The organism is Limosilactobacillus pontis DSM 8475 (genome assembly GCF_001435345.1).
Classification (GTDB): domain Bacteria; phylum Bacillota; class Bacilli; order Lactobacillales; family Lactobacillaceae; genus Limosilactobacillus; species Limosilactobacillus pontis.
This window is the reverse complement of the sequence record NZ_AZGO01000012.1, coordinates 41508-55442: the sequence shown is the minus strand read 5'-3', so window position 1 is coordinate 55442 and position 13935 is coordinate 41508. Positions and strand designations below refer to the sequence as shown.

Below are 13935 nucleotides of genomic sequence, written 5' to 3'. Positions count from 1 at the left end.
TCTTCTTACTTAATCTGCGTCACTAAATTCGTTCAAGTTATTTCTTGCAATCTGCCATCTCTATTAACTAGCTGAAAATTAAGTGTGAAGTACTATTTCAAGCTTTTCTAAATAGCCTTCAAGTAAATAATAATATATGAAGCTATTTAAAAAGATCATATTATTAGTGCTATGAAACTAACAAAAGGTACTACGTAATTTGAGTTTACGTAGTACCTTAGGCCATATTATCTACTACAATTTTTGGTAGACAACTTGGAATAAACTACCTTTTCTACCAAATTTGACCCTCTACAAATGCCGTTATCTTAGGCTTCCCTCTTCATATTATCCTATAACATCACTCGTATTCGATTGTCGAAGGCGGCTTGCTCGTGACGTCGTAAAGGATCCGGTTGACGTGGTCGACCTCATTGACGATCCGCACCGAGATCTTCTGCAGGACGTCCCACGGAATCTTAGCGAAGTCAGCGGTCATCCCGTCAATCGAGGTCACGGCCCGGATGGCAACCGCGTAGTCGTAGGTCCGGCCGTCACCCATCACCCCAACGGAGCGGATACCTGGCAGGACGGTGAAGTATTGCCAGATCTTCTCGTCGAGGCCGGCCTTCTTGATCTCGTCACGCAGGATAGCGTCGGACTCCCGGACGATCTCCAGCTTTTCCGGTGTGATCTCACCAATCACTCGAATTCCCAGGCCAGGGCCAGGGAACGGCTGCCGCCAGACCAGTTCGTGCGGAATGCCGAGCTTCTCACCCAGCTCCCGGGTCTCATCCTTGAAGAGCTTGCGCAGCGGTTCAATCAGCTTGAAGCCGAGCTTCTTCGGCAATCCCCCAACATTGTGGTGGGACTTGATCGTCTGGGCCGTGTCAGTCCCAGACTCGATCACATCCGTGTAGAGGGTCCCTTGGGCCAGGAAGTCAGCATTCGGGATCTTCTTGGCTTCCTCGTTGAAGACCTCGATGAATTCCTTACCGATGATCTTCCGCTTCTTCTCAGGATCAGTAACCCCCTTGAGCTTGCCCAGGAAGCGTTCAGACGCGTCGACCTTGACGATGTTTACCCCGAGGTCGCGGTTCAGGGCGTTCATAACCTGATCGGCCTCGTTCTTCCGCAACAGACCGTGGTCCACGAAGATGCAGGTCAGCTGGTCGCCAATCGCTTTGTGGATCAGCACGGCGGTAACGCTGGAGTCGACCCCACCGGACAGACCGAGGATGACCTGCTTATCGCCAACCTCTTGGCGGATGTGGTCAATCTGCAGGTCGATGAAGTCGTCCATCGTCCAGTTGTCCTTGGCACCACAAACGTCAAAGGCAAAACGCCGCAGGATGTCAAGCCCGTACTCGGAATTGCGGACCTCGGCGTGGAACTGGATCCCGTAGAACTTCCGCTTGTCATCGGCGATGGAAGAGATCGGGCAGTTCTTGCTGGTGGCCGTTACCTTGAAGCCGTCGGGCGCCTTGGTGACCAAGTCACCGTGGCTCATCCACACGTACTGTTTCTTTGGCAGGCCCTTGAAGAGGACCGCATCGTCGTCGAGCACCGTGATATCGGCGCGGCCGTACTCGGAATTTTCGGCCTTCTCGACCTTACCACCCAGGTCATAGGACATCAGCTGCATCCCGTAGCAGATTCCCAGGATCGGAATACCTAACTTGAAGATTGCTGGATCAACCTTGAATGCGTCTGGATCATACACACTGTTCGGGCCGCCGGAGAAGATGATCCCCTTGAGGTTCTTGATCTTCTTAATCTCGTCAGTCGTGATCTTGTGCGACAGCAGCTCAGAGTATACCCCGAAATCCCGCAGCCGCCGGGTAATCAGCTGGTTGTACTGACTCCCGAAGTCAAGCACGATGATCTTATCAAATGCATCTAAATTGACGTTTGCCACAATGCCACTTCCTTTGATTGAAATTCTTTTCTTAGAGGCTAGTTTACAGGCAAGAAGCCGGACGGTCAACCGCATATGACGATTAATTGTTACGCTTTTTGCCGCCATCTTTATTATATGCGGGAGCCGGGGGAAAGTTCAGCCATAAATGGCGAAAATTTTACCAGAGAATGGCAAAACGGACCGGCAGGGCGCCGATCCGTTGCGAAGGAATGTGTGTAAATTGATGGATGGACGGACCTAGTCCTCGAGGGCGGCGGTCAGGAGTTCGAGCTCCGTGATGACCGCCTGCTCATCAAGTTGGTTGAGGTCCTCGTTAACCCTTGTGATCATTTGCCAGCCCCCTTCCGCTTCAGATCCAGGAAGTGCTTTACGACATTGTCGACGGTAAAGCCGTACCGGTCGGCGATCGTCTGACCATCCCCACTCTGGCCAAACTGATCGACACCGATCACGTCACCGTCGAGGCCCACATACTGACCCCACATAGCGGGTGAGGCCATCTCGACGGCGAGGCGGGTCCGGATTCGGCCCGGCAGAATCTGCTCCCGGTAGGCCGCGGACTGCTGGTTGAAACGCTCCATGCTGACCATCGACACGACCCGGACGTGAATATTATGCTGCTTGGCCAGGCGGTCACGGGCGGCCAGGGCCAGGGAGAGTTCCGACCCGCTGGCCATGATAATCCCTTGCGGCTTATGGGTGTCGGCAGCCACGTAGGCTCCACGTTCGCAGACGGCCCCGACCGTCTCGTTTAGGACGGGGAGATCCTGGCGGGAGGCGATGATCACGCTCGGCCGGTCGGTGGTCTTGGCGATCGTCTGCCAGACGGCTACCAGCTCGTTGGCGTCAGCCGGCCGGAAGACCTGAACGTTAGGAATCGTCCGCAGCATTGCCAATTGTTCCACCGGCTCGTGGGTCGGGCCATCCTCCCCAACCATCAGGGAGTCGTGGGTCAGAATGAAGATGGACGGCAACTGTTGCAGAGCCGCCAAGCGGATGGCCGCCTTCAGGTAGTCGCTGAAGACCATGAAGGTGGAACAGTAGGCCCGGTTGCCACCGTGAAGGTTAATCCCGTTGATGGCCGCGGCCATGGCGAATTCCCGGACCCCAAAGTAGATGTTACGACCACCATAGTTGGCGGGCTTGAAGGCATCATAGTCCTTCAACAGGGTCTTATTGGACGAGAAGAGGTCAGCTGAACCACCCCAGAGCTGGGGATTGCGTTTGGCCAGGTCTTGCATGGCCATGGAGTTGGCGACCCGGGTTGAGACCTTCTCCCCCGGCCGGTAATGGTTGGCCAGGTCCCGGATATCCAAGCGTTGGGCCACCAGCTGCTTGGCCTTAGCCGGAAACGCCCGCCGATAGTCGGCAAAGAGGGCCTGCCACTCGTTGTAGCGCTCCTTCTTCCCCATCACGTACTGGGCGAACTGCTGGTAGACGCTATCCGGATATTCAAACGGTGGGTACTCCCACTGGTAGTTCTCCCGGGTGACGGCCAGGTTGTCCGCACCCAGCGGGTTCCCGTGTACCTTGTTAGTCCCCTCATTCGGCGAATTGTAGCCGATGATTGTCTTCACCTCGATCAGCGACGGCTGCGGTGACTTTTGGGCCCGGCTGATGGCACGGGCAATGGCATTCATGTCGGCACCGTCCTCAACCAACTGGTAGTCCCAGTGGGCAGCCTTGAAACGCTCGCCAGCATTCTCGTTATTACTGAGGTTCAGCGGACCATCCAGGGAAACATCGTTGGAGTCGTAGAGGACGATCAAGCGGCCCAACCGGTTCTTCCCGGCCAGGGACATGGCCTCATCGGCGACCCCCTCCATCAGGTCCCCGTCACCGACGATCGAATAGGTGTAGTGGTCAATGATCGAATATCCTGGCTTGTTGTACTGGAGGGCCAGGTGGCGTTCGGCCATCGCCATTCCCACGGCCATCGCAAAGCCCTGACCGAGGGGACCGGTCGAGGCGTCAACGCCCGGTGTCAACCGGTATTCGGGGTGGCCCGGGGTCCGGGAGCCCAGCTGGCGGAAGTTCTTGATGTCCTCCAGTGACAGGTCAAAGCCGTTGAAGTGTAAGAGACTGTACAGGAGGGCAGAACAGTGGCCCCCGGACAGGACGAAGCGGTCCCGGTTTAGCCATTGCGGGTCGTTCGGGTTGAAACAGAGAAACTTCTCCCAGAGGGTGTAGGCCAGCGGGGCCATCCCCATTGGCGAACCCGGGTGCCCACCGTGGGCTCGTTCAATCATGTCCATACTCATAAACCGCAGGGCGTCAACCGCCTGCTGGTCCTGGTCAGTAAATTGGGGCGCTGGTGCCCACATCACAGAAGTGTTTCGACTGGTAATCATTTTCTAACCTCATTTTCTATGTTTTGCTTGCCAAACGGGTTCTGCACCACCCCGTCGACGTTGATATCATTCATTACGGTCGCCCGTTCTGCATCCAGGACGGGGCCGGCGTAGACAATCGTGACCCGGCGTGCCAGTTCACGGTCGTACAGGCTGGCGAGGATGTCCCGAATCTGCCGGTGGGCCACCCGGATTCGCTGGGCATCATCGGGTAGCCAGCAGACCTGGGACCACTGTGGCCAATAGGCAACGGTCACGTGCCCGAGGTCAGCCGAGTTCACCCCGTGAAGGGCACCCGCCAGCTGAGTAATGATTGTCGCAGCAAAGTCCAGCGGGGCCAGACGCTGCTCGCCCTCGTCCAGGCAAACCAGCAGGGGCCGTTGAGCAGCAAGGGCTCGCTTTACGTTTCGATTTGCTAGGCGACCACCCTCGCTGCGACATTCGATCCAGGCATAATCGGCGATCGCCGTGGTCCCTCGCACCGTGTCAATCCGCAGTGGAAGGGGACGAAACGCCTGTAGTGCCGGCATTGTACTCTTCAACATCCTAATCACCATTTCCTTCCTACTTCTGCAGGCGTTCAAACTCCGCCCAATCCCTTTCAAAGGCAGCCAGCCCCTTGTCGGTCAGTGGGTGTTCCCAGAGCTTGACCAGGATCTTGGCGGGGACCGTTGCGATGTCGCAACCGGCCAGGGCCACCTGCTCGACATGCTGGTAGTTGCGGATCGAGGCCGCAATGATCTCGGTCTGGTAGCCGTAGTTATCGAAGATCTGGCGAAGCTTCTCTACCAGCTCGATCCCACTGGCCCCGATATCGTCTAGCCGGCCAAGGAAGGGGCTGACGTAGGTGGCACCCGCCTTAGCCGCCAGCATCCCCTGCATGGCAGAGAAAACCAGGGTGACGTTGGTCTTGATTCCTTCTTTAGATAAGACCTTGACCGCCTTCAGTCCTTCGGCGGTCATCGGAATCTTCACCACGATGTTGTCCGCCCACTTACTCAGGGCCCGCGCCTGGTCAAACATCTCCGGCGCCCGGTCCGCAGTAACCTCCGCGCTAACCGGGCCGTCAACGATCGCGCAGATCTGCTTCTCGACGCTCTCCCAGTCCTTGCCTTCACGGGCAACCAGGGTCGGGTTGGTGGTTACCCCGTCGATGATTCCGAGTTCGTTTACCTTCTTGATGTCTTCAACGTTGGCTGTATCGGCAAAAATTTTCATGGTTATTATCTCCTCAATCATTCATTTTTCCGCTCGCTAAAGCATGTCTAATCTCTTAAGTGGTCTCATTAAGACTGTCAAGGAGATTCTGGCGATTATTTTTTGTGCAACCGTTCGCCCTTCCGCCACGCTGGAAAATATTTTTAGTAAAATTTCTCGATTTTACTAATTTATTTGGCGATTATTGTCACCAGCATTTGGAATTCGTTCCCAATTTGTAAGCTAGTCCAATCACTGTTAGAATTAATTTAACTACTAATTTTTAACGGAGATATCAAAGATGTTCACACGATCATTTCAACTAGACCAATTTATAAAATATTCGAATGAAAGCTGGATTAAGGTCATCACTGGCGTGCGCCGCAGCGGCAAATCAATTTTACTAAGACAGGTAAAAGATAGCTTACGGCGAAACGGTGTCAGCATGGACCAGCTCCACGTCGTCCGCTTCAACCAACTCCATCGCCAGCTCCTGATCGACTGGCCCTCACTGGCTGCCTCAATAGAAAAAAGCTCGCCGCTAAAAAGGAAAACTACCTCTTCCTCGACGAACTTGACCAGGTTGACGCTGTGGTTCCCCTCCTGCAGGATCTACTGAGCCGGGGCAACGTCAACCTCTTTGTGACTGCTGCTACCCGTTCCCTAATTGGCCGGTTATCCCCACTGCGAGCCCAGTTGGTGGTCATCCCGGTCCTGCCGCTGGGCTTTAGTGAGTTTTGCCGGTATCAGGGGCACCCCGCTGACCACCAGGCCCTCTACCGGTACCTCAATACCGGTGGCTTTCCCTTTGCTCAGGGGGTTCATGACGCCCACTCGCTGGGTAACTACCTGGACGAGGTCTTCAATACCATCCTGGTCGGCGGTTTCACCAAGCATGGCACCCTCTGCAACCCCTTTTTGACTAAGCAGTTAGCGATCTTTCTGGCCACCCAGCTGGGCGAAGCAGTCAACGCCTCCAAGGCCGTCAGCGGACTCCGGGCAGCGGGTGTTTCAGTCTCCAATAAGACCCTGGCCACCTACCTGACCTTTCTCCAGGACACCTTCCTCTTCTACCCCTGCTACGAACTTGACCTGGCCCGCAATCGGACCAAACCGACCAACGTCAAATACTACCCGGTCGATCCCAGCCTACGTAACTACCTGACCAATCAAAAAGGAGCGCTCTCCCAAGCAAACTTGGAGGCGCTCATCTTCATCGAACTCGTCCGCCGCGGCTACCTGGTCCACTCCAGCAAACGGTTCACCTTCGTTGCCGACCGCGGTCAGCAACGTTCCTATATTCAGTTTCGGTATTCTCTTCGCAGCCAACACGACTACGACCAAGTTCTGGCAGCCTTTCGGACCCTACCAGCTAGTGCTCACAAACAACTAATCGTCATGCAGGCCGGTGACATGGTCGTCACCGCCCCCGACCTGCCGCTGATCCGTCTCACCGACTGGCTAGTCACGCCGCAGGTAAATCCGGTCGACCACGTGGCCCACGGTCTTGTGGAGGATGACGTTGGCCCGGCTCTTGGTGGGGAGGATAAACTCCTCTAGATTCGGTAGGTCGACCCGCTGCCAGACATCGCGGGCCATCTTGAAGGCCGCCTCACGATCGCCTTGGGAGTAAGGGTAGTAGTAGTTGGATGGGTCGGTGAAGGCCGTGTCCAACAATAGCCCAAACCGCTGCAGGTACCACTGCTCGATCAGGTCGGCATCGGCGTCAACGTACAAGGACAGGTCGAAGTAGTCGCTGACGTAGAGACGCTGGTTGGTCGATAGCTGGAGGGTGTTGATCCCCTCGACAATCAGGATATCGGGCTGTTCAATCAGCTGGGGCTTATCCAACTGAACATCGTAGACCTGGTGGGAATAGGTCGGCGCCTTGAGCTCGGGTTCGCCTGCCTTGACGTCGTTTAAGAACTTCAGCAGCTTCTCCATGTCGTAGGACTCGGGGAAACCCTTGCGATCCATGATTCCCCGTCGTTTCAGTTCGGCGTTAGGGCAGAGGAACCCATCGGTGGTCATCAGCTCCACCCGCTTATCCGGCAGGAGCTTATTAAGCAGGATGCTGAGCAGACGGGCAATCGTGCTCTTGCCGACCGCTACCGAACCAGCAATCCCAATAATATAGGGTACCCGGTGGACCGACTGGCGCAGGAAGTTAGCCTTTTGCATCTGCCATTCTAGGAAGTTCTGGTAGCGCAGCTGGATCAGCTTGATCAGGGGGAGGTAGACGTCTTGCACGTCCTGGATCGAGACCCGGTCGTTCAGCGACTTGATGTCCTCCAGGTTATCCTGACTCAAGCGCACCGTATTGGTCGGGAAGAAGCTGTGCCAGGTCTGCCGATCAAATTGTTCATAATTCATCCATTCATCCATTATTCGTTTTTCCTTAGTCTATTTTCAAGTAAGCGTTTACTAGTATGGTACCACAAGGGAGGCGGCTTGGTTCAGCAAATTGCCTTGTAGGTTCCTTCACGAGTCAACATTGCTAGTCTACTGGAATGGGAATCGAAAAGCAACCATATAGAAAACGGCCTAGCACCCACACTTGCTAAGCCGTTTTTATATTATTGCGTTACAGTAGCGGGTTTGCTGCCACCAATCCGTACCTTATTAAGCAACAGGGATGAGGTGACGACCGAGACCGAACTGAAGGCCATTGCCAGGGCCGCAAACTCGGGGCTGAGCTGGAGGCCAAGCCCGACGAAGACGCCGGCTGCAATCGGCACCCCGATCAGGTTGTAGATCAGGGCCCAGAACAGGTTGAGTTTGATCCGGTTGAAGGTCTTCTTACTGATATTGAGGGCCTTGACTACCCCACGGAGGTCATTTTGTACCAGGACAATGCTCCCGGACTCGATCGCAATGTCGGTACCTGAGCCCATGGCGATCCCGACGCTGGCCGCCGTCAGGGCTGGAGCATCGTTGATCCCATCACCGACAAATGCTACCTTACCGTCCTGCTCTAAGGCTTGGACATGTTCCGCCTTCTCGTTAGGCAGGACGTTGGCAATGACCCGGTCAATCCCGACCTCCTTGGCGATTGCCGTAGCAACCCGGTCATTATCCCCAGTCAGCATGACCGTCTGCAATCCTCGTGCCTTCAAGGCCGCAATCGCCGCGGCGGATGTCGGCTTCGGGGCATCCTGGATGGCAATCAGACCGATTACCTTCTTGGCCAAGCCAATCAGGATCACCGTCTTGGCCTCGTCCTGGAGGTCAGCCATCCGCTGGCGGAAATCGTCGGTAATCTGGTAGTCAGCCAAGAGCTTGTCGTTGCCGACAAATGCCTGCTGGTCGTTGAGGGTAGCTTGAACACCCTTCCCCTCAACCGCCGTAAAGTTAGTGACAGTCTGTGGGGTAATTTGCTTGTCCGCAGCAGCCTTCATGACCGCCTTGGCCAGCGGGTGCTCAGAGTTATCCTCGAGGCTGGCCGCCACGGTAAGGACTTCGGCCGGGTCACCGACAATATCCGTGACCGTTGGCTTGCCAACCGTGATCGTCCCGGTCTTGTCGAAGACCACCGTCTTGATGTCGTTAATCTCCTCTAAGGCCTGACCGTCCTTGATCAGAACCCCCATCTTGGCGGCGCGACCGGTTCCGACCATCAATGCGGTCGGGGTTGCCAGGCCGAGGGCACATGGGCAGGCGATCACGATGACTGCCACCGCAAACAGCATGGCCTGAACCAGGGTGGCACCCAGGAAGCTGTACCAAACCACAAAGGTGATGATCGCAATGATCAGAACCGCTGGTACGAAGATTCCTGAGATCTTATCGGTTAGGTTCTGGATCGGCGCGTGGCTGGTCTGGGCCTTTTTTACCATCTCGACGATCTGAGCCAGCATGGTGTCCTGACCAACCTTGGTGGCGCGGAACTGAATTGCCCCGTCGCCGTTGATGGTCGAGCCGACCACCGTGTCACCGACCTTTTTGGTCACCGGCATTGACTCCCCGGTGATCATTGACTCGTCCAGGCTGGTCTGCCCACTGGTGATCACCCCATCGACCGACACCTTCTGCCCCGGCTTGACCTGGATGATGTCGCCAACCTGAACCTGGTCAAGTGGGACCTGAACAAAGTGACCATCGCGCAAGACCATGGCGTTCTTCACCTGGAGGTCCAACAGCTTCTTGAGGGCGTTGGAGGCGTTGTTGTGCATCCGTTCCTCCATCGTGTCACCGAGCAGGACGAAGACGGCAATAAAGGCCGCACTCTCAAAGTAGACTGGCCGACCGGTGACCATCGCAAAGAGACTGTAAAAGTAGGCGATTGTGGTCCCAATCGCGACCAGGGTGTTCATGTTGGCGTTATGGTGCTTAAAGGCCGCCCAAGCACTGGTCCAGTAAGGCAGGGCCGCCACCAGCATGATCAGGGTCGTAGTGACCAGGGCCACCCAGTTGTAGCCCGGCATCATCCAGTGAAACGGCATCGCCAGCATCTGGATAAGCATCGGGATCACCAGGACGAAGGAGATCCAGAAGCGCTGGCTGCTCGTCAGCTTTCTCATTTGACAACCACCTTTCCGCGGAACATGTCCATCCCACAGGCGTAATCGTATTCACCGGCCTGCTGTGGATTAATCGTAACCGTCACATCTTCATTCAGGGGAAGATCCTGCTTAAAGCCAAGGTCATTAGACTGGACGGCCGCCAAACAGGCAGATGGGTTGGTGCGATTAAATACCAGCCTGGTTGACTGGCCCTTTGGTACCGTCACAGTCTGTGGTTCATAGCCATTATTAACATTAATTTTCACCGTATTTTCCATCGTTTACCTCCATCACCAATTCAAACTACTTAACGATTACCTTGCCGTGGAACATGTCCATCCCGCAGGCGAAGTTGTATTCGCCAGCCTGGTCAGTGGGGATGTCTACCGTGGTGACCGACTGCTTGGTCAGGTCCTTGTCGACACCAAGCTTATCGAAGACGACGTGGGAAAGGCAGGCCGTGGAGTCCTTCATGTCAAAGTGGACTTTCCCCGGCATCCCCTTCTTCAGGACAACCGTCGATGGTGAGTAGCCACCCTTGACGACCACTGTGGCCGCCTGGCTACCACCATCAACCTTGGCGTCACCCGCGGTCTCGGTATGCTTACCGAAGAACCACCACGGTATTGCGCCGATCAATACCAAACCAATAATCAAAGCTAAAGTCCGTTCCATGTATGTTCACCTCGTCAAAATTTTTGTTTACGTTTGTAATTCAATTATTAGCCTACCGTTTATGTTTACGTTTGTCAACAAAAATGCAATAAGAAAACGGCAATCACGCAAACATGCGTAATCACCGCCCTATTTAGCTACGGCTTCGGGAAAGTCAGCTTTGGATAATCCTTAAGTTCCGGTGCGTTGGTCGTGTACTCATCAAAAGTACTCTGGTTGTCATTCTCAGTCTTGAGGCTAGTCTTCTGCTTCTTCTGTTGCTTCTTCAGGTTCTGCAGGCTCTTCTTGAGATTGTAGGTATAGTCCTTCTTGTTAACCTTCTTGAAGCCCGGCAACTTGTAGAAGCGGAGCAGGTCGCCGTTCACAACCCGGTCGGACAATCCGAGGTCGGTTGTGACGTACTTCTGGATCTTGCTGAACTCGGCCTTCTGCTTTGACGTCGCCTTAGTGATCTGTTTCCCATTCTTAGTGTAGAAGTAATCGCCGTTGTACTTGGTGTACTTCGGTGTTACCCAGTCACCGTTACGGAACGGCACAATCTGGTTACGCTCTGGTGACAAGAGGTCTTGGCCAAACTGAATGTAGTTCTTGGAACTGATCCCCAGCAGGTCCTCCAGGGTCGGTAGGACGTCAATCTCACCGCCATAGGTGTGGTCGATGCCCCCCTTGAGGCCCGGCATGTTGATCATGAATGGTACCTTCTGGAACATGGCCAGGTCGTAGTTGGTCAGCTTCTTCTTGTGCAGGATCTGGGCAACTGCTGGCTGGTGGTTGTTGGAGATCCCGTAGTGGTCCCCGTACAGAACTAAGACACTGTTCTGGCGCAGGCCGGACTTATCCAGGTAGTCGAGGAACTCACCGAGGGCCTCATCCAGGTAGCGGGCCGTCTGAACATACGGGTCTACCGTATCGTCCCCGGTCTTCCACGGCTCAATGTCCTTGTTCTGCTTATCCAGGATATATGGATAGTGGTTCGTGACCGTGATGATCTTGGCGTAGAACGGCTGCGGCAGTTGCTCAATGTAGTGGGCCGTCTCCTTCATGAAGATCTTGTCCTTCATCCCGTAACCGGCGTCGTAGTCCTTGGTCTTCGGGAAGTACTCCTTACTAAAGAAGTACTGGTAGCCAAAGGACTTGTAGGCGTTGTCCCGGTTCCAGAAGCTCGGTACGTCCCCGTGGAAGGAGGCCGTCGTGTAGCCAAGCTTCTGGTGAAGGAGAGCCGGTGCGGACTGGAAGGTGTTAGTCGTCCCATCGGTGACCATTGCAGACCCCTCCGGCAGCCCGAAGAGGGAATTCTCCAGCATCGTCTCGGCATCGGCCGTCTTCCCCTGGCCGACCTGGTGGAAGAAGTTATCAAAGGCCAGGGTATCGTTGGCGTGGTAGAGCCGGTTGAGGTTTGGCATGACCTCCTGGCCGTCCTGCTTATAGTCGATCATGAACTGCTGGAGACTCTCCAGGTGGATGACGAAGATGTTCTTCCCCTTGGCGACCCCCTCATACTGAATGTTTGGTCCGGCGTAGTTATGATGAATGAAATTCAGGACCGGCTTGAGCTCGTTCTGGTTGGCCTGGGCCTTAATAACACTGTTGTGGGTGGTCTTCACCCCGTCATAGATCGTGTAGGCCTGCAGTCCCAGGTACTTAACAATGTAGTTGTTATCAAAGGTCCGGGTCAAGAGTTGTGACCGGTCCTTCTCCGCCATCCCCAGGTTGGCGCCGAACAGCACCAGGCCGAGCATCGTGACCGTCATGGCATAGCGAATCTTGAAGTAGCGCATGTCAACTCGGATAACGTGGAAGAGCAGGATTAAGGCGAGGATGATCACGTCGGCATAGACGAGGAAATCCTCGGGCCGCATGATTCCCATCAGGCTCTTCCCCAGGTTGTTGGAAGCCGCCCCCGACCCCTTGATCACGTTGAAGGTGATGAAGTCAGAAAATTCACGATAGTATAAGATGTTTGCAAAGAGCCAGGTTGATAGCAGGGCGTTGATGATGATCATCAGCCAATACGACAGCCGACCCCGGAAGTACAGCGCAATCCCGAGAAAGATCAGGGCCCCCGGAATTGTATTAAACGCGAGCAGGAAGTGTTGCATGCTTCCCTTAACACCAAGGTTGAACTCATTTTGATATGCCCAGTAGCTCTTGATACAGAACAAGAGCACCACGAGCAGGAAGAAGCCAAGTTTGGTGTTCAAGCCGCGTTGGAGCTTCTGAAACGCTGTTTTCATGTTTGTTCCTCCAGTAAAAAAGATCAATACTTACGATAATACACTATTAATGACGATGGCAATCATAATCGGTTCATTTTTCAAAAAAGTTTAGAATTTGCCCCGGTGCCCGTACTGGCCGTGTTAAGATATGACCATTCAAGAGAGGAGAATGATTATGTCAATTACGAAACACCGGGCGAACCTGATGCTGCTGATGGTCGCGATCCTGTGGGGGAGCAGCTATATTTTCGCCAAGCTGACCATTGAGGCCGGGATGCATTCGGGCCTGATCAACGCTTGCCGGGGAACGATGTGCGTGGTCGCTGGCTACCTGATTTTCTACAAGAAGATCAACCGGATGAACTGGACGGACGTCAAGCTGGGCCTCTTGATGGGGATCATCAACTTCCTCGGCTACTACCTGCAGACCGACGCCCTCCGCTACACGACCCCGGCCAAGAACGCCTTTCTCACCACGCTCTACATCGCCGTGGCCCCACTGATGTTGTGGCTCTTCTGGTACGAGAAGCCCCAGCGCAAGGCCTACTTTGCGATTGTCCTGGCCATCATCGGTATGGCGATCCTCACCAACGTCGTTCACAGTGGCCTCCGCTTTCAGTACGGCGACCTGTTAACCCTGATTTCGACCGTCTTCTGGGCCCTCCAATTGATCAACTTTGGTAAATTTGCGCCCCGGGTCTCCAGTCCCTGGGTCGTCATCTTCATGATTGGCCTCTGCCAGGGCGTCTGCGGCTGGATCACGACCCTGCTCTTTGAACGCGACACCCTGGGTCAGGTCCATTGGGCGCAGGCCCTGATCCCGCTGGCGATCCTGGCCATTGGGGTCACCTTCCTCGCTCAGGGGATGCAGATCACCGCCCAGGCCTACACGGACGCCACCTCGGCTGGGCTGATCCTGATGCTGGAATCGTTCTTTGCCAGCGTCATGTCGGTCATCCTCGGCTACGATCCGTTGACTCACCGGCTCCTGGTCGGTGGGCTAATCCTCCTGCTGGCCAACGCCATCATGCAGGTCGACCTCCGTCGGCTACCAATCTTTAGCAAACACCACCAAGTCTAGGATAGCAAAAACG

The 13935-nt window shown here is 54.9% G+C and carries 11 protein-coding genes; 2 read left to right on the top strand and 9 right to left on the bottom strand.

What is annotated here, in order from left to right:
* Positions 1-340: 340 nt before the first annotated feature.
* The 4 genes from guaA to fsa all read right to left on the bottom strand — a co-directional run bounded on the left by guaA (position 341) and on the right by fsa (position 5469).
* Positions 341-1897, bottom strand: a complete 1557-nt coding sequence (gene guaA, locus FD34_RS01280; RefSeq protein WP_057806002.1) for a glutamine-hydrolyzing GMP synthase — start codon at positions 1895-1897, stop codon at positions 341-343.
* A 329-nt stretch (positions 1898-2226) separates the two neighbouring features.
* Positions 2227-4251, bottom strand: a complete 2025-nt coding sequence (gene tkt / locus FD34_RS01275) for a transketolase (protein WP_057806001.1) — start codon at positions 4249-4251, stop codon at positions 2227-2229.
* Positions 4248-4781: a triose-phosphate isomerase gene (locus FD34_RS01270; RefSeq protein ID WP_057805999.1), complete on the bottom strand. Its 534-nt coding sequence runs from the start codon at positions 4779-4781 to the stop codon at positions 4248-4250. The genes tkt and FD34_RS01270 overlap by 4 nt, the downstream gene beginning before the upstream one ends.
* Before the next feature lie 34 nt (positions 4782-4815).
* On the bottom strand, positions 4816-5469 hold the full coding sequence (gene fsa, locus FD34_RS01265; protein WP_057805997.1) for a fructose-6-phosphate aldolase: 654 nt from the start codon (positions 5467-5469) through the stop codon (positions 4816-4818).
* 570 nt (positions 5470-6039) lie between these two features.
* Here fsa and FD34_RS01260 point away from each other — a divergent pair.
* Positions 6040-7008: a DUF4143 domain-containing protein gene (locus FD34_RS01260; RefSeq protein WP_057805995.1), complete on the top strand. Its 969-nt coding sequence runs from the start codon at positions 6040-6042 to the stop codon at positions 7006-7008.
* Here the strand turns inward: FD34_RS01260 and coaA are convergent.
* From coaA to FD34_RS01235, 5 genes are all read right to left on the bottom strand, one after another.
* Positions 6910-7833 carry a type I pantothenate kinase gene (coaA, locus tag FD34_RS01255; protein ID WP_057805993.1) on the bottom strand — a complete coding sequence of 308 codons (924 nt, stop codon included), beginning with the start codon at positions 7831-7833 and terminating at the stop codon, positions 6910-6912. The genes FD34_RS01260 and coaA overlap by 99 nt on opposite strands.
* Before the next feature lie 191 nt (positions 7834-8024).
* The gene (locus FD34_RS01250; RefSeq protein WP_057805991.1) at positions 8025-9968 is read right to left on the bottom strand and encodes a copper-translocating P-type ATPase; all 1944 of its coding nucleotides are present in this window, start codon (positions 9966-9968) and stop codon (positions 8025-8027) included.
* Positions 9965-10216 (bottom strand): cupredoxin domain-containing protein, encoded by a 252-nt coding sequence (locus FD34_RS01245; protein ID WP_235805952.1) that lies wholly within the window; start codon positions 10214-10216, stop codon positions 9965-9967. The genes FD34_RS01250 and FD34_RS01245 overlap by 4 nt, the downstream gene beginning before the upstream one ends.
* Positions 10217-10253: 37 nt before the next feature.
* Positions 10254-10625, bottom strand: a complete 372-nt coding sequence (locus tag FD34_RS01240) for a cupredoxin domain-containing protein (protein ID WP_057805987.1) — start codon at positions 10623-10625, stop codon at positions 10254-10256.
* A gap of 137 nt (positions 10626-10762) precedes the next feature.
* Positions 10763-12859, bottom strand: a complete 2097-nt coding sequence (locus FD34_RS01235; RefSeq protein ID WP_057805985.1) for an LTA synthase family protein — start codon at positions 12857-12859, stop codon at positions 10763-10765.
* A 187-nt stretch (positions 12860-13046) separates the two neighbouring features.
* Between FD34_RS01235 and FD34_RS01230 the strand changes: the two genes are divergently transcribed.
* Positions 13047-13922: a DMT family transporter gene (locus tag FD34_RS01230; RefSeq protein ID WP_057806015.1), complete on the top strand. Its 876-nt coding sequence runs from the start codon at positions 13047-13049 to the stop codon at positions 13920-13922.
* Positions 13923-13935: the final 13 nt, after the last annotated feature.